Genomic DNA, 20,020 nt, shown 5'->3' with positions numbered 1-20,020 from the left:
CCCCACGGCCGCGATGGCGTGTCTGAACACGCAGGACTCCGGTTCCGGAAAGGGCACGCACCAGGCCTGACCCCGGCGCGGGGCCGGGTGGGGGGCGGAGCCCCACGGGGGATGCGGGGTGCGGCCCCACTCCGGGTCCGGGGCCCAGCCCCGGCTGGGGTGTGGGGGCGGAGCCCCCGGGTGGGGGCGGGGGCTCCGCCCCCGTTTCGGGAAGGGGCGGGGTGGGGGCATCGCTCCGCGCAGCGGTCGGGGCCGAGGCCGCGGCCCCGATCGCGGGCGGCGGCACCGCCCCGTCCGGGAGCAACGCTGCGGGCAGCGGCACCGCTCCGCCCGAGGGCGCCGCTGCGGGCGGCGGCACCGCTTCGGGGGTGGCCGCGGCTGCGCCCGGCGGGGTGATGTCCAGCCGGCGGCCGTCGGGGAGCACCGCGACATGGCGGGCCGAGGCCGCCGGGACCGTGTCCGTCTCGAAGACGCCGTACGGCTGCCCCGGCCCCGGCGGAGCCGTCACGTGGAAGCCGGGGTAGCTCGCGAGCGCCAGCTCCACCGCGGCGGAGGTCAGGGCGCGCCCCACCCGCCCGGCGTCCGGATCCCGCACCACCAGCCGGAGCATGGCGCTCGCCGTCTCCTCGGTCGCCGCGTCCGGACGGTCCGTACGGGCCAGGGTCCACTCCGCCGAGGCGACGTCCGACAGCCGATCGGCCAGCTGCTCCCTTACCAGCGCCGCCTTGGCCTCGATGTCCAGGCCGGTCAGGACGAACACCACCTCGTTGCGGAAGCCGCCCAGCCTGGTGATCCCGACCTTCAGCGAGCCGGGCGGCGGGTCGCCGCGGACGCCGGCGATCCGGACCCGGTCGGGGCCGTCCTCGGACAGCCTGACCGTGTCCAGCCGGGCCGTGACGTCCGGGCCGAGGTAGCGGGCGCCCTGGGTCTCGTAGAGGAGCTGCGCGGTGACCGTGCCCGTGGTGACGGCCCCGCCCGTCCCCGGATGCTTGGTGATCACCGAGGAGCCGTCCTCGGCGATCTCGGCCAGGGGGAATCCCGGCCGGCGCACGTCGTGCCGGGTGAAGAAGGCGTAGTTGCCGCCGGTGGCCTGTGCACCGCACTCCAGGACGTGGCCCGCGACCACCGCGCCCGCCAGCCGGTCGTGGTCGTCCGGCGCCCAGTCGAACCACCATGCCGCCGGGCCGCTCACCAGCGCCGCGTCCGTCACCCGGCCGGTGACCACCACGTCGGCGCCGGCCCGCAGGCAGGCCGCGATGCCCGCCCCGCCCAGGTAGGCGTTGGCGGTGAGGACTCCGTGCCCTGCGGCCCCGTGCCCTGCGGACCCATCCCGTCCGGACCCGCCGCCGTACGGCATCAGGTCGTCGCCCTCCACGTGGGCGACCGCCAGCGGGATCCCCAGCTTGTCCGCCAGCGCGCGGACCGCGTCGGCGAGGCCCGCCGGGTTGAGGCCGCCGGCGTTGGTGACGATCCGTACGCCGCGTTCGTGCGCCGTACCGAGGCAGTCCTCCAGCTGGCGGAGGAAGGTCCGGGCGTAGCCGGCGTCCGGGTTCTTCAGCCGGTCCCGGCCGAGGATCAGCATGGTCAGCTCGGCGAGGTAGTCCCCGGTGAGCACGTCCAGCGGCCCGTCCGTCAGCATCTCGCGCATGGCCGAGAGCCGGTCGCCGTAGAAGCCGGAGGCGTTCCCGATCCGGAGCGGTCGGCGCCCCGGCCCGGACCCCTGCCCGGACCCCGGGCGGGTCATGAGCGGGCTCCCGGCTCCCGGCCCGTGCCCGCCGGGCCGGCGAACGCCTGGGCGATGTCCAGCCAGTGGCCGGCGTCCGGTCCCTCCGCCGTCACGGCGACGTCGGAACGGTGCGCGCGCTGGGTGACCAGCAGGCAGAAGTCGAGCGCCGGCCCGGTGACCCGCTGTGCCGCGTCCGGCGGCCCGTACGCCCACACGGAGATCCCGTCCGGGGCCGTCAGCTCGACCCGGAACTCCTCCGCCGGCACCGGCAGGCCGCGTACGGCGAAGGCGTAGTCGCGGGCCCGTACGCCGATCCTGGCCACGTGGCGCAGCCGATCCGTCGGCGTACGACGCACGCCCAGCGCGTCGGCGACGTCCTGGCCGTGCGCCCAGGTCTCCATCAGCCGGGCACTGGCCATCGACGCGGCCTTCATCGGCGGCCCGAACCACGGGAACCGGGCGTCCGGCGAGGCCGCTTCGAGGGCCGCATCGAGCGCGGCCCGCCCGGCCCGCCAGCCGGCCAGCAGTTCCGCGGGCGGCTGCGCGGCGCCCTCGGCCGCGCCGTCGTCGACGAAGCTGCCGGGCGCGGCCAGCGCCTCCCTCGTCAGCGCGGCGAAGCCCTCGCCGTCGGTCAGGGACAGCAGCGCCGCCCGGTCGGTCCAGGCGAGGTGGGCGATCTGGTGGGCGATGGTCCAGCCGGGCGCCGGGGTCTTGGCGGCCCAGCCGGCCTCTCCCAACTCACCCACCAGGAGATCCAGTTCACGCCCCTCCTCTCGGAGGTCGGACCGGACGGCAACGAACGGGTCGAGCACGGTGCGCTCCCCTCGGGGACGACAGCGGCGTGAGGGGAACACTGGCAGCGCACCGGAAAACAATCAAGCATGCTTGCATGATTTGGCGGAAGAACGCCGCTCCGCGTACCCCGGCCCGTGCACGTGCCGTCGTGGACGGGCCCGGCGAGGCCGGTCTCGTCATCCCCGCCCTTGCGGCCCTGGTGATCGACACGACCGACACGGCCGACACGGCCGACACGGTCGACGGGGGCACCCGGCCCGGACACATGGGCGACTGGTGCGCGGACGCCGAACGGGCCGGTGGAGCGGTCGTCCTGTCACTCGACGAGTTGCCCGAGGTGCTCGACTGGGCCCACTTGCCGGGCTTCGGCACCGCCCGCGGCGGGTTCATGCCCGGCCTCGGCTGATCGAGCCCGCCCGCGCCGGGGCGCCGGGTCGGACCGGCGATCGGGCAGGCGTACGGGCGGACAGCCAGGCAGGCGGCAGGCGGCAGGCGGCAGGCGGCAGGCGGCAGGCGGCAGGCGGCAGGCGGCAGCGGGTTACGGGAGGGCGGTCTGAGCGGCCGGCGCCTTGCGGGACTGGGCGCGCACCGCGCCCATGCTCGCCCCGATGACCAGGGCGATCGCGAGGGCGTCGGTCGCGGACATGCCCTGGTGCAGCAGCAGGAAGCCGGCCGTGGCCGCGATGGCCGGCTCCAGGCTCATCAGGATCGCGAACGTGGGGGCCGGCAGCCGTCGCAGCGCGAGCAGTTCCAGCGTGTACGGCAGCACCGACGACAGCACGCCCACCACGACGCCCAGCGCCAGCGTGCTCGGCACCAGCAGGGCCGAACCGGCGTCCGCGATGCCGATCGGCAGGGACAGCACCGCCGCGACGGCCATCGCCAGGGCCAGGCCGTCGGCCTGCGGGAAGCGCCGTCCGGTGCGCGCACTGAAGACGATGTACGCCGCCCACATCGCGCCCGCGCCGAGCGCGAAGGCGGCGCCGGCCGGGTCGAGCGAGCCGAAGCCCGAACCGGCGCTGCCGCCGTGACCGGAGAGCAGGGCCACGCCGCCGAGCGCGAGGCCCGCCCACAGCAGGTTGACCAGGCGGCGGGAGGCGAAGACCGAGAGCGCGAGCGGGCCGAGCACCTCCAGGGTGACGGCCGGGCCGAGCGGGATGCGGTCCACGGCCTGGTAGAACAGCCCGTTCATGCCGGCCATGGCGACGCCGAAGGCGAGGACCGTGCCCCAGTCGGCGCGGGAGTGACCGCGGAGCTTCGGCCGGCACAGGAGCAGCAGCACGACGGCGGCGGCCGCCAGCCGGATCGCGACGACGCCGGCAGCGCCGGCTTTCGGCATGATCATGACCGCGAGGGCCGCGCCGAACTGCACGGACACGCCCGCCGCGAGCACCAGCCCCACCGGCCCGAGCGGCGACCCGCCGAACCGGCCCAGGCGGCCGGAGGGCGCCTGGGCGGTGCCGGTTCCGGTGCCGGTTCCGGTTCCGGTTCCGGTGGTGGGGGCGGGTGCGGCGGAGGGCGTGGCGGCGGGGGTGGTGCTGGTCATTCATCCAGACTAAGGCCGCGGTAAGGAGCACGCAGGCGTGTTTTGCCTTACATGCCTGCATCGCTTCGCCTCGAATGCCCATCTCCGTTGCCTTGTGTCCCGTGTCCTGGTGTCTCGTGTCCTGGTGTCCCGTGTCCTGGTGTCTCGTGTCCTGCGTTCCCGTGTCCTGTGTCCCCTGTCCCGCCTGCCTACGGTGTGTCGTCGAGGGCGTCCGCCAGGACTTCGGCCAGGTGGCGGGCGCGGCGGTGGCCGAGCTGTGCGGCCTGGGTGCGGCAGGAGAAGCCGTCGGCGAGGATCACGGCGTCCTCGGGTGCGGCGCGGAGTGCGGGCAGCAGCTGTTCCTCCGCACAGGCGACGGAGACCTCGTGGTGGCCGGGCTCGAAACCGAAGTTCCCGGCGAGGCCGCAGCAGCCGCCGGCGAGTTCGCCGGTGAGACCGGCGCGCTCGCGGAGGCGGCGGTCGGCGGCGTCACCGAGTACGGCGTGCTGGTGGCAGTGGGTCTGGCCGGCCACGGGGCGGTCGAGGCGGGGCGGCTGCCAGTCGGGGGCGAGCTCTTCCAGGGCCTCGGCGAAGGTGCGTACGGCTGCGGCGAGGCGGGCGGCGCGGGGGTCGTCGGGGAGCAGGGACGGGAGGTCGTCGCGGAGGGCTGCGGCGCAGCTGGGCTCCAGGACGACGATCGGGCCTTGGGGGTCGCCGAGGATGTCGAGGGTCCTGCGCATGGTCCTGCGGGCGGCGTCGAGGCGGCCGGTGGACACGTAGGTCAGGCCGCAGCAGGCGCGGCCGTGGCGGCGGCGCTCTTCACCCCGACTCTCGCCCTCGCCCTCGCCCTCGCCCCGGCCTTGGCCCTCGCCCTGACCCGGGCCTTGGCCCCGGCTCCGGCCCCGGCCCAGGCCTCCGGCCAGGACGACTTCGAGGCCGGCCGCCTCCAGCACCCGCACCGCGGCTCGCCCGGCCTCGGGCGCGAGGTACTCGGTGAACGTGTCCGGCCACAGGGTGACGCGTGTGCCCTGCGGGCGGCTTTCCCCTCCCCGCCCCTTCCCGAAACCGGGGACTCCGTCCCCGGCCCCCTCCCGGGGCTCCGCCCCCGGCCCCCCGGGGCCGCGCCCCAGAGCCCCGGTTTCGGGTGGGGGCGGGGTCAGGGCAGGGCCCGCGGAGCGGGAACGCCACCAGGTCGTGAAGGGGGTGGCGGCCAGGGGTGGGAGGGGGCGGGACGGGGTGAGGCCCGCCAGGCGGCCGATGGCGGGGATGCGCGCGAGGGCGTTCAGGGGGCGGGCCAGGTGCAGGGCGGCGGCCGAGCGGAGCAGGGTCGGGAGGCTGCCGAGGGTGTAGTGGGCGAGGGGGCGGATCCGGCCCGCCCAGTGGCGGTGCAGGAACTCCGCCTTGTACGCGGCCATGTCCACCCCGACCGGGCAGTCGCTGCGGCACCCCTTGCAGCTCAGGCACAGGTCCAGGGCCTCCCGGACCTCCTCCGAGCGCCAGCCCTCCTTGATGATGCCCGTGCCCCCGCCGGGAGCGCCCCCCGCGCCCAGCAGCATTTCGTGGAGCAGGCGTGCGCGCCCTCGGGTGGAGTGGCGTTCCTCGCCCGTCGCGCGGTACGACGGGCACATCACGTCCGCCGTCGCGCCCGACCCCGCGCCCGCCGCCGGCGTACGGCACTTGGCGACGCCCACGCAGCGGGCCACCCCGTCCGCCAGCGGCAGTTCCGGCAGGCCCGCGAAGCGGAGGTTCTCGTCGAGGCGGGCCGGGCGGGCGAGGATGCCCGGGTTCATGCCGCCCGCCGGGTCCCACACGTCCTTGTACGCGGTGAAGAGGGACACGACCTCCGGCCCGTACATCCGCGGCAGGAGCTCCGCCCGCGCCTGCCCGTCCCCGTGCTCGCCCGACAGCGAGCCGCCGTGCGCGACGACCAGGTCCGCCAGGTCCGAGGAGAACGCCCGGTAACGGTCCACGCCGGCCGCGCTCACCAGGTCGAAGTCCAGCCGGACGTGTACGCAGCCTTCGCCGAAGTGCCCGTACGGCGCCCCGCGCAGCCCGTAGCGGGCGGTCAGCGCGCGGAACTCCCGCAGGTACGCCCCCAGCCGGGCCGGCGGGACCGCGCAGTCCTCCCAGCCCGGCCAGGCCGGCGTGCCGTCGGGGAGGCGGGTGGCGGTGCCCGCCGCGTCCTCGCGGATCCGCCACAGCGCCCGCTGCGCCGCCCGGTCCGCGACGACCACGGAGTCCAGCGTGTCCGCCGCCCGGGCCAGGGCCCGCGCCGCCCCCTCGTCCGGCATCTCCACGAACAGCCAGGCCCCGCCCTTCGGCAGTCCCGCCGTTCCCGCGCCGCCCAGCAGGTCCGCCGCCATGCCCTCCACGGTGAGCGGCCCGTACGGCAGCAGGCCGGCCGCCGCGTCCGCCGCCGCGCTCTCGTCGGCGTACCCGAGCACCGCCAGGGCGGGTGCCGGCGGCGCCTCCACCAGGCGGACCACGGCCTCCGTCACCACCCCGAGCGTGCCCTCGCTGCCGCAGAACGCGCGGGCCAGCCCGACCCCGCGCTCGGGGAGCAGCGCGTCCAGGGCGTAGCCGGAGACCCGGCGGCCGAAGTCGGCGGGCATACGGGTGCGGAGCAGGGCGAGGTTCGAGGTGATCAGCTGCTCCAGCGCGGGCGGGGCGCCCGCCCAGCCGGTGCCGATCCGCCGTACCGACCCAGCTGCCCGTTCCCCGTCCCCGTCCGGGTCCCCCGGCTTGCCCGGCCCGCCCCGCTCCGCCGGCCCGTACGTCAGGACCGACAGTTCGGCCACGTTGTCCGCCGTGGTCCCCCAGGCCACCGAGTGCGGCCCGCACGCGTTGTTGCCGATCATCCCGCCCAGCGTGCAGCGCGACTTGGTGGACGGATCCGGCCCGAAGGTCAGCCCGTGCTTCGCGGCGGCCGCCCGCAGCGTGTCCAGGACGAGGCCGGGCTGGACCACCGCCGTCCTCGCCACGGGGTCCAGGGAGAGCAGGCCGGCCATGTGCCGGGTGAAGTCGAGCACCACGCCCACCCCGGTGGCCTGGCCGCCGATCGAGGTACCGCCGCCGCGCGGCACCACCGGGACGCCGGCCCCGGCGCACAGCCGCAGCACGGCCGCCACGTCCTCCGCGTCGTACGGGGCCACCACGCCCAGCGGGACCCGGCGGTAGTTGGACGCGTCCATGGTCACCAGCGCCCTGGCCGCCCGGCCGAAGTCCACCTCGCCCCGTACCGCCGCGCGCAGGGCCGTCTCCAGATCGGTCATTCCGGGATCCTGCCCACCGGCCGCCTCACCAGTCGCACCGGTCGCGTCAGTCGTACCGGTCGCGTCAGTCGTGCCGGTCGCGTCAGTCGTACCGGTGACACCGGTGACCCCGTCGTGCCCACGACCTGATGGTTCCCGTCTCAACCGCTGGACGTTGCGCGGCCCGGCCTGCGCGGACCCGATACGCTCCGCTCGTGGCCGAGATCCAGATTCCCGCTGACATCAAGCCCGCCGACGGACGCTTCGGCGCGGGCCCCTCCAAGGTGCGGACGGAAGCGCTGGACGCGCTGGCCGCCACCGGAACCTCCCTGCTCGGTACCTCCCACCGGCAAGCCCCGGTCAAGAACCTCGTGGGCTCCGTGCGCCAGGGCATCCGGGACCTCTTCTCCCTTCCCGAGGGCTACGAGGTGATCCTGGGCAACGGCGGCTCCACCGCCTTCTGGGACATCGCGACGCACGGACTGATCGAGAACAAGTCCCAGCACCTCAACTTCGGCGAGTTCTCCTCCAAGTTCGCCAAGGCCGCCAAGCTCGCGCCGTGGCTGGCCGACCCCACCGTGATCTCCTCGGACCCGGGCACCCACCCGGAGCCGGTCGCCGAGGCGGGCGTGGACGTCTACGGCTTCACCCACAACGAGACCTCCACCGGTGTCGCGGCCCCGCTGAAGCGGGTCGCGGGTGCCGACGAGGGCGCGCTGGTCCTGGTGGACGCCACCTCGGGCGCCGGCGGCCTGCCGGTCGACATCACCGAGACCGACGTCTACTACTTCGCCCCGCAGAAGTCCTTCGCGTCGGACGGCGGCCTGTGGCTGGCCGCGTTCTCCCCGGCCGCGCTGGAGCGCGCCGCGCGCATCCACGCGTCCGGCCGGCACATCCCGGAGTTCTTCTCGCTGCCGACGGCGATCGACAACTCGCTGAAGAACCAGACGTACAACACCCCGGCCCTCTCCACCCTCTTCCTGCTGAACCAGCAGCTGGAGTGGATCAACGGCCAGGGCGGCCTGGACTGGGCGACCTCCCGTACGGCGGCCTCCGCGGCCAACCTGTACGGCTGGGCGGAGGCGTCGAAGTACGCCGAGCCGTTCGTCACCGACGCCGCCAAGCGGTCCTCGGTCATCGGCACCATCGACTTCTCGGACGACATCGACGCGGCGGCGATCGCCAAGGTGTTGCGGGCGAACGGGATCGTGGACACGGAGCCGTACCGGAAGCTCGGCCGCAACCAGCTGCGCATCGCGATGTTCCCGGCGATCGACCCGGCGGACGTGCAGGCGCTGACGGCGTGCATCGACCACGTCATCGAGAAGCTGTGACGCTGCGCCGTGCCTGAGTGAGCCCTTCGTGGGCTCCGCCCTTGCGCATCCGAAGCCCCCGTTCCGTACCGGGACGGGGGCTTCGCCGTGTCCGGGATCCGGGCGCCGGGCTGGGCGGGACTTTGGTCCTGAATGTTCGGGCGCGGGCAACCTCGGCGGCACTATGCCCCTCTTGTCCGATGTGCCGGGAAACGCCCGGCGCGCCCGTTCAGGAGGAACTCCATGCGCAAGGCACTCACCGCCCCCGCTGCCGCGCTCGTCGCGGCGCTCACCCTCGGCGCCTCCGCGGTGGCCGCCACCTCGGCGTTCGCCGCCGGGATACCCGCCGCCGCCTCCCAGGAGCGCACCGACCGGGCCGGGCTCCGGCTGTCGGCGGGCGCCGTCGCACCGGGCGACGAGGTCCGGCTGACGCTCACCGCGCCCGGGGGCGCCACCGGCCTGGCCGTGTTCTCCCAGGCCGTGGACGGCACCGCGTTCCGTCCCGCCGGCCCCGGCGCGTGGACCGCACTCGTCAAGGTGAAGGACGTCCGGGACGGCGCCTACAGCGTCACGGTCACCGGCACCGCAGCCCACGGCAGGGCCGTCAGCGCCTCCGCCCAGCTGGACGTCAAGGCCCGGGCCGGCCAGACCGTGAAGCCGGCCGCGGCCGAAGGGATCCGGCTCTCCGCCGGCTCCGGGCGGCCCGGCGACCGGGTGACCGTCACCGTCACCGTCCCCGCCGGGGCCGACCGGAAGGGCGCCTACGTCAGCTCCGCCGCCTTCGCCGGCGGCCGCGTGGACCTGAGGAAGACCGGCACCCACAGCTGGACCGGCACCGCCGTCGTCGCCCGGGACGTCCGGCCCGGCTCCTACGGAGTGCACGCCGTCGCGGGCGGCCGGGAGTTCGCCGCCGCCCACTTCGACGCCGTCCGCTTCGACACCGGCCGGCCCTGACGCCTCGTCCGGCCCTGATGCCTCGTCCGGCCCTGACGCCTCGGGCGGCCCGGCGCCCGCCGGGCCGGCACCGCCGGGCCGCCCCCTCGGGACGCACCCCGCCGAGTACCGCCGAGCGACCCCGCCGAGTGACCCGCCGGGTCCCGCACCGGGACTCCAACGCGGTGGTCTTCGCGCACCTCACCGGCAAGGCGCAGCGGGCACTCCCCCGCGAACCGGCACCCGCCGCGCACGATACCTTCAGGGTCCCGGTACGACAGGAGGCAGCGGCGTGAGCGTGCGAGTGACGGCGGCCCAGAGTGGCACGGACCCCTTCGGCACGGCCCGGCTGCGGCGCGGGGTGCTCGACTCGTGGGGTGCCGGCCCGGCCCGGTTCCGCGAGGACGCCAACGCCGAGGAGGACCTGGCGCTCGGCGGCTACCGGGACCGGCTCGTCGTCGAGCTGGCGCAGAACGCCGCCGACGCCGCCGCCCGCGCCGGGGTCCCCGGCCGGCTCCGCCTCACCCTGTACGCCGGCGACAGCGGGGACCCGCACGGCGCGCTCGCCGTGGCCAACACCGGCGCCCCGCTGGACGCCGCCGGCGTGGAGTCGCTGAGCACCCTGCGGGCCTCCGCCAAGCGGGAGAACGCGACGGAGAGCGTCGGCCGGTTCGGCGTGGGCTTCGCCGCGGTGCTCGCCGTCACCGACGAGCCGGCGGTGATCGGCCGGCACGGCGGTGTCCGCTGGTCGCTCGCCGAGGCCCGGGAGCTGGCCGCGGAGTCCGCCCGCCACAGCCCCGGCCTCGGCGACGAGCTGCGCCGCCGCGACGGCCATGTCCCGCTGCTCCGGCTGCCGTTGCCCGCCGAGGGCACCGCCCCCGCGGGCTACGACACGGTGGTGGTGCTGCCGTTGCGCGACACCGCCGCGGCCGACCTGACCGAGCGGCTGCTCGCCGGCATCGACGACGCCCTGCTGCTCACCCTGCCCGGCCTGGACGAGGTGGTCGTGGAGACCCCGTCCGGGGTCCGGACCCTGCGCCGGCACGCCGAAGGCCCGTACACCGAGATCAGCGACGGCACGGCGGAGGGCACCGAGGTCCGCCGCTGGCGGACCGTCCGGCACACCGGCTCCCTGGACAAGGACCTGCTCGCCGACCGGCCCGTCGAGGAACGCCTGCGCCCGGTGTGGACGGTGTCCTGGGCGGTGCCGGTGGACGCGCAGGGCGCGCCCGTACGGCCGGACACCGCGCCGGTGGTGCACGCCCCGACCCCCACCGACGAGCCCCTCGGCATCCCCGCGCTGCTGATCGCCTCGCTCCCCCTCGACACCACCCGCCGGCACCCGGCACCCGGCCCGCTGACCGACTTCCTGGTGGAGCGGGCGGCCGAGGCGTACGCCGAACTCCTCGGCGGCTGGGAGCCGGTGAGCACCGGCCTGATCGACCTGGTGCCGGGCCGGCTCGGCAAGGGCGAACTGGACGGCGCGCTGCGCGCGGCCGTCCTGGAGCGGCTGCCGCGGACCGCGTTCCTGGCTCCGGCGGCCCCGGCGGAGGACCTCACCGCGCTGCGCCCGTTCGAGGCCGAGGTGGTCGAGGGCGCGGGCGCCGACACCGTACGGGTGCTCGCCGAGGTGCTGCCGACCCTGCTGCCCGCCGGGCTGGAGCGCCGACCCGAGCTGCGCACCCTGGGCGTGGGCCGGCTGCCGCTCGGGGACGCCATCGAGCGCATCGCGGGCGTGGAGCGGGCCCCGGAGTGGTGGTACCGCCTCTACGACAGCCTGGCCGGGGTGGACCCGGACCGGCTGAGCGGACTCCCGGTGCCGCTGGCCGTCGAGGAGGTCGAGGACGAGGGCGAGGGCAAGGGCGTGCTCCCGGCGGGCCCGCGCACCGCGATCGGCCCCCGGCACATCCTGCTGCCCGGCCCGGACACCCCGCCCGGTCTGACCCGGCTCGGTCTGAAGATCGCGCACCCGGGCGCGGCGCACCCGCTGCTGGAGAAGCTCGGCGCGATCCCGGCCAACCCGCGGGCGGTGCTGACCACCCCGCAGGTGCGGGCCGCGGTCGCGGCCTCGCTGGACGCCGGCGAGATCTGGGACGAGGACGCGCTGGACCCCGACGAACTCGCCGAGATCGTGCTCGGCCTGGTCCGGGACGCCGACCTGGCGCCCGGGGACGAGCCGTGGCTCGGCGCGCTGGCCCTGCCCGACGAGGACGGGGAGCCCGCGCCCGCCGGTGAACTCGTGCTGCCCGGCTCGCCGTTCGCCTCCGTCATCCGCGAGGGCGAACTCCCCTACGTGGACCGGGAACTGGCGGATCGCTGGGGCGAGCAGCCGCTGACCGCGGTCGGCGTGCTGGCCGGCTTCCAGCTGGTCCGGGCCACCGACGTGGTGCTGGACCCGGACGAACTGGAGCCCCACGACGGCGACTTCGCCGAGCCGGACGACGTGGGCCTGCTGGACGCCGTCGACGTGTGGTGCGAGGACCTGCTGGACCAGCTGCCGGAGGCCCCGGTGCCGCCGGTGGCGACCGAGCTGGTGGCCGTACGGGACCTGGACCTGGTGGACGACGACCGCTGGCCGCAGGCGCTGGCCATGCTCGCCCAGCCGCCGCTGCGGGACGCGCTGACCCAGCCCGTACGGGTGCTGATGCCGGACGGCACCACGCAGACGGTCCGCCCGTACACGGCGTGGTGGCTGCGCGACCACCCGGTGCTCGACGGCCGCCGTCCGGCGGGTCTGCGGGCGGCGGGCGGCGACCCGCTCCTGGAGGGGCTCTACACCTCGGCGGACGCCACCGGGTTCGAGGACGAGCAGGTGCTGCGGGCCCTGGGCGTACGGACCTCGGTGGCGGCCCTGCTCGACGAGCCGGGCGGCGCGGCCGAGCTGCTGGGCCGGCTCGCCGACCCGGAGCGCGAGGTGACGGGCCGGCAGCTGCACGCCCTGTACGGCGCGCTGGCCGATCTGGACCCGGAGCAGGTCACGCTGCCGGACGAGCTGCGTGCGGTGGTCGACGGCGAGGTCGTGGTGGCCGACGCGGCGGAGGCGGTGGTCGCGGACGCCCCGGACCTGCTGCCGCTCACGGCGGACCTGCCACTGCTTCCGGTGGCCCCGTCGCGCGCGGCCGACCTGGCGGAACTCCTTCAGGTCCGGCGGCTGTCGGAGACGGTCCCGGCGGAGGTCAGCACCCCGGGCGAGGAGCACGAGGTGCCGGAGTCGGTGCACGTGCTGCTGGGCCCGGCGACGCCGGCGACGTACCTGGAGCACGAGGAGCTGGTGGCGGGCGGCGTGGAGCTGGACTGGCGGCTGACCCGGGACGGGGTCCTGCACGCGGCCACCCTGGAGGGCGTCGCTGCGGGCCTGGCCTGGGCGGCCGGGCAGTGGCCGCGGCGGTTCGAGGTGGCGGCGCTCCTGGAGGACCCGTCCCGCACGGCGGAACTCGCCCGCGACCGCTGGTTCGACTGACCCCTGGCCCCTGTATCCCCTGACCGCTGATCCCTGAGTGTTGCTCCCGGATCGCTGCTTCCCGGCCCCCGATGGCCCAGCGGAAACCCGCCGTCCGCGCGCCTGCCCCGCCCGCCCCGCAACCGCGACAGGGCGGGCGGGGCGGGCGGGGCAGGCCGTCAGAGCACGTCCACGTAGTCGGCGGCCGAGGTCACGGCGGTGGCCGAGCCGCTGCCCGCGTACGTCATCCGCCAGCTGCCGTCCACCGTGGCGGTGCGGGTGAAGACGGCCGTGCCCTTGGCGTCGGTGGTGGCGGTGGCGAGTGCGGTCCACGCCGTCGTCCCGGCCTTGCGGAACTGCAGCTCCACCTTCTGTCCGGTGAGGACGGTGGAGCCGCCGTACTCCCAGGCCGACCCGGTGAGCCGGCCGGTGACCTTCAGCGCCGCTCCCGCGCTCACCGGTTCGGGGGTGGCGTCCACGCTCAGCGCGGCCGACCGCTTGATGGCCACGCTGCCCGGCACCGGCCCGCTGAACAGGCTCTTCTTGTCGCCCGCGTGCGCCCAGGCGGCCACCGACCAGGTGCCGGCCAGCTTGTTCAGCCCGAGGTGCCCGGCGCCGCTGAGGTTGACGTCGGCCGTGCAGTCGTACGTACTGCCCGTCGGGCGCTTGACGCAGTCGGCGTCGCCGAAGGCCAGGATGCCGTCGGGCTTGTCGTACGGGCCGTGGTACAGGTGGATCCCGGCGGCGCCGATGCCCGAGGGGTCGGTGGCCGTGAAGGCGGCCGAGAAGGTGCCGAGCCCGGTCAGGGCGGGGACCACGTCCTTGCCGCCGTTGACGACCACCCCGCCGACCGAAGTGGCACCGACCTTGAGCGCGCCCTGCGCGCCCGGGCCGCCGAAGGCGCGGGTGACGATCTGCCGGACCGTGCCGCCCTTGTCGTCCTTGCCGTCGATCCGCAGCGAGACGAAGGCGGCGCCGGCCGGGACGGGCACCGTCGCGGTCCGGCTCGCGCCGCTGCCGGTGAGCGCGGCCGCGGTCCAGGTGGCACCGTCGTCGGTGGAGTACGCCAGGCCCGTCACGGTGGCCTTCGCACCCTCGGCGCGGGGCGCCAGCCCGGCCTGCACCGTCGCCGGGCCGGCCGGGACCCGGTTGCGGGCGTCGAGTCCGGAGACGGTGAAGGACGGGTCGAGGACCGGGAGTGCACCGCCGGAACCGGCGGGGAGCGCGGATCCCGGGAAGGTCCAGCTGGTGGAGACCCGCGGGGAGACGCGGCTGTGCGCGCCGCTGCGGGTGACGGTGTGGTTGATCCAGTACGTGGAGTGGGTGCCCGCCGGGACCGTGAAGGTGTCCCACGGCGACATCACGGCCGAGGCCCCGAGCAGCACCGAATCCCCGGTGACCCGGTAGGTGGTGCCGCCGTTCTCGTGGCCCGCGTGGCCCTGGGCGTCGGAGAGCGACTCGCTCTCGTTCAGGGTGAACTTGCCCGCTCCGTAGGTGGATCCGGGGTACTCGGTGGGGCGGTTGGTGAAGGGGCCGCGGCCGAAGGACTCGTTTCCGCCGTCGCCCGCGGGGAGTTCCAGGCCCGGCATGGAGAGGGCGTGCGAGCCCCACTCCAGGTACCGCTCGAAGGGCGCGCCCGGGGTCAGGTAGTGGGTGTAGGCGCCCGCCACCGGGACGTTGGTCGGGATGTACGTCCCGGTGAACGCGCCGTCGTCCACCGAAGGGGCGGCCCATACGGAGGCGCTGACGCCCGCGCCCTGGGCGTAGGCGGTGGTGTGCTTCCGAGCGAGTCCGGCGGCCGGGACGGAGACGACGGGCGAGGCGGGGGCACCGCCGGTGAACCGGTGGAACAGGTCGTAGCGGTAGGGACTGGGCCGGTTGGGCGTGCTGCCCTTCTTCTCCAGCACGTCGTGCAGGTTGAAGGTGAGGCCGGGCAGCGGGAGGGGCGCCACGTACAGCTTCTTGCCCGAGCCGCCCTGGAAGGCGACCTCTTCGCCGTTGGGCAGGGTGAACCAGGCGTCGGCCAGGGCCCGGCCGGCCGTGGAGTCGTCGACGGTGACGGCGGCGGGCTTGGCGGCGGCGGAGTCCAGGGTGACCGTGGTGGGCGCGGCCACCACGCTGAAGGTCTTGGGGAGGAAGCGCGCCTCGGTGGTGTAGTCGCTGTGGTTGCCGATGGTGAGGTAGTCGCCGGGCGGCAGGTCGGCGGTTCCGTAGGCGGCGCCGTCGGGAACGGTGACCGGGTACGAGGTCCAGGTCGTCCGGTTCCACACCCGGATCTCGGGGGACATGTGGTCGACGGCGGTGAGCTGGATCTTCACCTTGTACGTGGCCGCTGCCGCGGCGGGGGCCTGGGCCGGGGCCGGGCCGGACGACGGGGATGCCGCCGCGGCCGGGGCAGCGGGGGCGGCCATCAGCCCGGCCGCCAGCAGCAGCCCGCCCACCGCCCCCAGGGCTCTCCGCCCTCGTCCGGCTCCCCCGCTGCCCGGTGTTCCTCCGCTGTCCGTTGCTCTTCCGCCGGCCGGTGTTCTTCCGGTTCTCCGTGCGCGCTGCGGCATCCGCCCGCCCCCCGTTCGTGGTCCTGGCGGGCACAGCGTAGAGCGGGGGCGGCACGGGGGACAGCGGTCGGTCAGGCCGGGAACCTCCGGTCCACCCAGTGGAAGGCGACCTCGATCAGGACGGAGGCCGCGGCGGAGACGGCCACCGCCGTCCACGGCATCGTGGTGCCGACCAGCTTGAGCTGGAAGAAGTCCTGGAGCCAGGGGACGACCAGCACGATCAGGAAGGCCAGCCCCATCGCGCCGACCAGGGCCACCCGCCACCAGGTGTAGGGGCGGGCGATGATCGCCAGGACCCACATGGAGGTCAGGAACAGCGTGAGCGTGGCCGCACTGGTCTCGGCCTCCAGGGCGCCCTCGCCGCTGTAGTACGAGCGGGCCAGCAGGTAGGTGACGAAGGTGGCGACGGCCGCGATCACCCCGCCGGGGACGGCGTACCGCATCACCCTTCGTACGAAGTGCGGCTTGGCGCGCTCCTTGTTGGGGGCCAGGGCCAGGAAGAAGGCGGGGATGCCGATGGTGAGGGTGGACAGCAGGGTCAGGTGGCGGGGCAGGAAGGGGTACTCCACCTGCCAGCAGACCACCAGGATGGCCAGCAGGACGGAGTAGACCGTCTTGGTGAGGAAGAGGGTCGCGACCCGGGTGATGTTGCCGATGACCCGGCGGCCCTCGGCGACGACCGACGGCAGGGTCGCGAAGGAGTTGTTCAGCAGGACGATCTGGGCGACGGCGCGGGTGGCCTCCGAGCCGGAGCCCATCGAGACGCCGATGTCGGCGTCCTTCAGCGCGAGGACGTCGTTGACCCCGTCGCCGGTCATGGCGACGGTGTGGCCGCGGGACTGGAGCGCTCCGACCATGTCCCGTTTCTGCTGCGGGGTGACGCGTCCGAAGACCGCGTTCTTGACGAGCTGCTCGGCCATCTCGTCCTGCCCCGTGGGCAGCCGGCGGGCGTCCACGGTGTTCTCCGCCCCGGGCAGGCCCAGCTTTCCGGCGACGGCACTGACCGACACCGCGTTGTCGCCGGAGATGACCTTGGCGTGGACGTCCTGCTCGTCGAAGTAGCGCAGGGTGTCGGCGGCGTCGGGGCGCAGCCGCTGTTCCAGGACGACCAGGGCGGTGGGCCGGACGCCGGTGGCGACCTCGGGGGCGTCGAGTTCGCGGGCGGAGCGGGCGAGGAGCAGTACGCGCAGGCCCTGCTCGTTGAGGTGGTTGATCTCCTCCAGAGTGCGGTCGCCGGCCGGGAGGAGGACGTCGGGGGCGCCGAGCAGCCAGGTGGAGGTCTCGCCGTCGCCCTCGCTGAAGCTGGCGCCGCTGTACTTGCGGGCGGAGGAGAAGGGCAGCGACTCGGTGCAGCGCCATTCCTCGCTGTCGGGGTAGGCGTCGATGATGGCCTGGAGGCTGGCGTTGGGGCGGGGGTCGGACTCGCCGAGGGCGCCGAGCACCTTCTTGACGTAGGCGGGTTCCGCGCCGCCCAGGGTGCGGAGCTCGGTGACGTCCATGCCGCCCTCGGTGAGGGTGCCGGTCTTGTCGAGGCAGACGACGTCGACCCGGGCCAGGCCCTCGATCGCGGGGAGCTCCTGCACCAGGCACTGCTTGCGGCCCAGCCGGATGACCCCGATGGCGAAGGCGACGGAGGTGAGCAGGACCAGGCCCTCGGGGATCATGGGGACGATGCCGCCGACGGTGCGGGCGATGGAGTCCTTGAGGTTGTTGTCCTTGACGATCAGCTGGCTGATGATCAGGCCGATGGAGGTCGGGATCATCATCCAGGTGACGTACTTGAGGATGGTGGAGATGCCGGAGCGCAGTTCGGAGTGGACGAGGGTGAAGCGGGACGCCTCCTCGGCCAGCTGGGCGGCGTAGGCCTCGCGGCCGACCTTGGTGGCGGTGAAGGCGCCGCCGCCGGCCACCACGAAGGAGCCGGACATGACCTGGTCGCCGGGCTTCTTCAGGACGGGGTCGGCCTCGCCGGTGAGCAGGGACTCGTCGATCTCCAGGCCGTCGGCCTCGCCGACCACGCCGTCGACGACGACCTTGTCGCCGGGGCCGAGTTCGATGACGTCGTCCAGGACGATCGCGGAGGTGGAGATCTCGGTGGTGGCGCCGTCGCGGCGGACGCTGGGCTTGGCCTCGCCGATGACGGCCAGGCCGTCGAGGGTCTTCTTGGCGCGGAGTTCCTGGACGATGCCGATGCCGGTGTTCGCGACGATCACGAAGCCGAAGAGGCTGTCCTGGATGGGCGCGACGAACAGCATGATCACCCAGAGGACGCCGATGATGGCGTTGAAGCGGGTGAAGACGTTTCCGCGGACGATGTCGGCGGTGGAGCGGCTGCTGCGGACGGGTACGTCGTTGACCGCGCCGCGGGCGATGCGTTCGGCGACCTCGGCGGTGGTCAGGCCGCCGGGTTTGAAGCGCGGCGCGGGCAGCCGCACCGGGTGGACGGGATCGAGTTCCGCCCCGGCGTCGATGGCGGGACCCCGGTCCGGGCCTTCGTGGTCGATTCCTGCCCGCTGCGTCATGCATCCGACGTTAAGCGCGCGGGCGACCGTCCACCCGCTGAAATGTCCGAAGATCCGACTTCAGGATGAGCAGGATCATTCGGCGGTCGGTGCGGCGGCGCGTTCGGCGGCGTGCCGCTTGAGCGCGGCGTCGCGCTTGCGGACGTACCAGATGCCGATCAGGCCGAGTGCGCCGCCGGCGGCGCAGGTCCACACCCACCACAGCAGGTCCCGGTCGGCGAACCAGCCGTAGAAGGGGAGCTGCACGAGGAACAGGGCGAACCACAGGATCGTCCCGCCGGTGATGGTGGCCACCACGGGGCCTTCGAGGGGCTCGGGGGCCTCGTGCTTCGGTGTCCACTTCGCCATACGGCCAGTCTAGGTGGGCGTTTCCGGGTTCTACGCGCGGAGATGGACGTCACTTCGTTCATGTGTTCATACTGAAACGGTTTGCCTCTGAAGGCTTTCGCTCGTGCGAAGCCACAAAACGAACCACTTTTGAGGACCGGATGAGCCCCACGGCCCCCACCGCCCCGCCGTCGACCTCCCCCGCACCCACCCAGCAGGGGAACTCGCCGCTGGACCGCCACTTCAAGATCTCCGCGCGCGGCTCGACCGTGGCCCGCGAGGTCCGCGGCGGCTTCGCCACCTTCTTCGCGATGGCGTACATCATCGTGCTGAACCCGATCATCCTCGGCAGCGCCAAGGACATGTACGGGCACCAGCTCGACGGCGGCCAGCTGGTCACCGCCACCGTGCTGACCGCGGCCTTCACCACCCTCCTGATGGGCGTCATCGGCAACGTCCCGATCGCGCTCGCCGCGGGCCTGGGCGTGAACACCGTCGTGGCCCTCCAGCTCGCCCCGCGGATGAGCTGGCCGGACGCCATGGGCATGGTCGTCCTGGCCGGCCTCGTGGTGATGCTGCTGGTCGCCACCGGCCTGCGCGAGCGCGTGATGAACGCCGTCCCGCTGGGGCTGCGCAAGGGCATCGCGATCGGCATCGGCCTGTTCATCATGCTGATCGGCCTGGTCGACTCGGGCTTCGTCACCCGCATCCCGGACGCCGCCCACACCACGGTGCCGCTCCAGCTCGGCGGCAACGGCCACCTGCACGGCTGGCCGGTCCTGGTCTTCGTGCTCGGCGTGCTGCTGACCCTGGCGCTGCTGATCCGCAAGACCCCGGGCGCGATCCTGATCTCCATCGTGGCGATGACCGTGATCGCCGTCGCCGTGCAGGCGGTGGCCGGGCTGCCGGGTCAGGCCTGGGGCCTGACCGTGCCCGAGTGGCCGGGCAATCCGGTGGCCGCGCCCGACTTCGGCCTGGTCGGCCAGGTGAGCCTGTTCGGCGGCTTCGAGAAGGTCGGACTGCTCACCGGTGCGCTGTTCGTGTTCACCGTCCTGCTGTCCTGCTTCTTCGACGCGATGGGCACGATCCTCGGCGTCGGCGACGAGGCCAAGCTGGTCGACCGGGACGGCAACTTCCCCGGCATCAACAAGGTGCTGCTGATCGACGGCCTGGCCGTGGCCTCCGGCGGCGCCAGCTCCTCCTCCGCCACCACCTGCTTCGTGGAGTCCACCGCGGGTGTGGGCGAGGGCGCCCGCACCGGTCTGGCCAACGTGGTCACGGGCGGCCTCTTCGCCGTCGCGCTGTTCCTCACCCCGCTGGCCACGATGGTCCCGTCCCAGGCCGCCACCCCGGCGCTGGTCGCCGTCGGCTTCCTGATCCTGGCGGGCTCGGTGAAGGACATCGACTGGAGCGACTTCACCATCGCCGTCCCGGCCTTCCTGGCGATGGTGATGATGCCCTTCACGTACTCGATCACCAACGGCATCGGCATCGGCTTCATCGCCTTCAGCGCGCTGCGGCTGGCGACCGGCCGGGGCCGCGAGGTGCCGGCGGCCATGTACGTCGTGTCGGCGGTCTTCGTCTTCTACTACGCGATGCCGGCCCTGGGCCTGACCTGACCCGCGCCCGACTCG

General features: G+C 74.5%; 12 protein-coding genes. 5 read left to right on the top strand and 7 right to left on the bottom strand.

Translation table 11 applies throughout. From position 1 onward, the window contains the following. Positions 1-1,744, bottom strand: a 1,744-nt coding sequence (locus AB0O36_RS23335; protein ID WP_365113594.1) for an acyclic terpene utilization AtuA family protein, incomplete at its 3' end; no start/stop codon positions are given. Continuing rightward, positions 1,741-2,538, bottom strand: a complete 798-nt coding sequence (locus AB0O36_RS23330) for a TIGR03084 family metal-binding protein (RefSeq protein WP_365113592.1) — start codon at positions 2,536-2,538, stop codon at positions 1,741-1,743. The genes AB0O36_RS23330 and AB0O36_RS23335, both read right to left, overlap by 4 nt. 77 nt (positions 2,539-2,615) lie before the next feature. Here AB0O36_RS23330 and AB0O36_RS23325 point away from each other — a divergent pair, with 77 nt between their 5' ends. Further along, complete coding sequence (locus tag AB0O36_RS23325) at positions 2,616-2,927, top strand: hypothetical protein (RefSeq protein ID WP_365113590.1); 312 nt, start codon at positions 2,616-2,618, stop codon at positions 2,925-2,927. A 132-nt stretch (positions 2,928-3,059) separates the two neighbouring features. Here the strand turns inward: AB0O36_RS23325 and AB0O36_RS23320 are convergent, their stop codons facing one another. Both AB0O36_RS23320 and AB0O36_RS23315 read right to left on the bottom strand, forming a co-directional pair. Next, positions 3,060-4,067 carry an EamA family transporter gene (locus AB0O36_RS23320; RefSeq protein WP_365113588.1) on the bottom strand — a complete coding sequence of 336 codons (1,008 nt, stop codon included), beginning with the start codon at positions 4,065-4,067 and terminating at the stop codon, positions 3,060-3,062. A gap of 188 nt (positions 4,068-4,255) precedes the next feature. Further along, positions 4,256-7,318 carry an FAD-binding and (Fe-S)-binding domain-containing protein gene (locus AB0O36_RS23315; RefSeq protein WP_365113586.1) on the bottom strand — a complete coding sequence of 1,021 codons (3,063 nt, stop codon included), beginning with the start codon at positions 7,316-7,318 and terminating at the stop codon, positions 4,256-4,258. A 194-nt stretch (positions 7,319-7,512) separates the two neighbouring features. On the opposite strand from AB0O36_RS23315, the gene serC reads away from it, so the two are divergent. The 3 genes from serC (at position 7,513) to AB0O36_RS23300 (ending at position 13,003) form a co-directional block, all read left to right on the top strand. Then, positions 7,513-8,631, top strand: coding sequence for a phosphoserine transaminase (gene serC, locus AB0O36_RS23310; RefSeq protein ID WP_365113584.1), 1,119 nt, complete (start codon positions 7,513-7,515; stop codon positions 8,629-8,631). A gap of 222 nt (positions 8,632-8,853) precedes the next feature. Further along, positions 8,854-9,564, top strand: coding sequence for a hypothetical protein (locus AB0O36_RS23305; protein ID WP_365113582.1), 711 nt, complete (start codon positions 8,854-8,856; stop codon positions 9,562-9,564). 271 nt (positions 9,565-9,835) lie between these two features. Further along, a complete protein-coding gene (locus AB0O36_RS23300; protein WP_365113580.1) occupies positions 9,836-13,003 on the top strand; it encodes a molecular chaperone Hsp90 in 3,168 nt (1,055 codons plus the stop codon). 158 nt (positions 13,004-13,161) lie between these two features. Here AB0O36_RS23300 and AB0O36_RS23295 read toward each other — a convergent pair whose 3' ends face one another. The 3 genes from AB0O36_RS23295 to AB0O36_RS23285 form a co-directional block, all read right to left on the bottom strand. After that, complete coding sequence (locus AB0O36_RS23295) at positions 13,162-15,423, bottom strand: hypothetical protein (RefSeq protein ID WP_365113578.1); 2,262 nt, start codon at positions 15,421-15,423, stop codon at positions 13,162-13,164. Positions 15,424-15,608: 185 nt separating this feature from the next. After that, positions 15,609-18,059: an HAD-IC family P-type ATPase gene (locus AB0O36_RS23290; protein ID WP_365113576.1), complete on the bottom strand. Its 2,451-nt coding sequence runs from the start codon at positions 18,057-18,059 to the stop codon at positions 15,609-15,611. Between the two features lie 75 nt (positions 18,060-18,134). Then, entirely contained in the window at positions 18,135-18,407 is a 273-nt protein-coding gene (locus tag AB0O36_RS23285; RefSeq protein ID WP_365113574.1) for a DUF2530 domain-containing protein, read from the bottom strand. A 140-nt stretch (positions 18,408-18,547) separates the two neighbouring features. Between AB0O36_RS23285 and AB0O36_RS23280 the strand changes: the two genes are divergently transcribed. Then, the gene (locus AB0O36_RS23280; RefSeq protein ID WP_365113572.1) at positions 18,548-20,005 is read left to right on the top strand and encodes an NCS2 family permease; all 1,458 of its coding nucleotides are present in this window, start codon (positions 18,548-18,550) and stop codon (positions 20,003-20,005) included. The last annotated feature ends 15 nt before the right edge of the window (positions 20,006-20,020 follow it).

Origin of the sequence: Streptomyces sp. NPDC089799 (assembly GCF_040684755.1) — a bacterium.
Classification (GTDB): Bacteria; Actinomycetota; Actinomycetes; order Streptomycetales; family Streptomycetaceae; genus Streptomyces.
This window is presented reverse-complemented; position numbering and strand designations above follow the sequence as displayed.

Excerpts from the sequence above, each read along its gene's own strand:
- AB0O36_RS23290 (WP_365113576.1), bottom strand. The coding sequence starts at position 18,059 with ATGACGCAGCGGGCAGGAATCGACCACGAAGGCCCGGACCGGGGTCCC.
- AB0O36_RS23325 (WP_365113590.1), top strand. The coding sequence starts at position 2,616 with ATGATTTGGCGGAAGAACGCCGCTCCGCGTACCCCGGCCCGTGCACGT.
- AB0O36_RS23280 (WP_365113572.1), top strand. The coding sequence starts at position 18,548 with ATGAGCCCCACGGCCCCCACCGCCCCGCCGTCGACCTCCCCCGCACCC.
- AB0O36_RS23320 (WP_365113588.1), bottom strand. The coding sequence starts at position 4,067 with ATGACCAGCACCACCCCCGCCGCCACGCCCTCCGCCGCACCCGCCCCC.
- AB0O36_RS23285 (WP_365113574.1), bottom strand. The coding sequence starts at position 18,407 with ATGGCGAAGTGGACACCGAAGCACGAGGCCCCCGAGCCCCTCGAAGGC.
- AB0O36_RS23315 (WP_365113586.1), bottom strand. The coding sequence starts at position 7,318 with ATGACCGATCTGGAGACGGCCCTGCGCGCGGCGGTACGGGGCGAGGTG.
- AB0O36_RS23305 (WP_365113582.1), top strand. The coding sequence starts at position 8,854 with ATGCGCAAGGCACTCACCGCCCCCGCTGCCGCGCTCGTCGCGGCGCTC.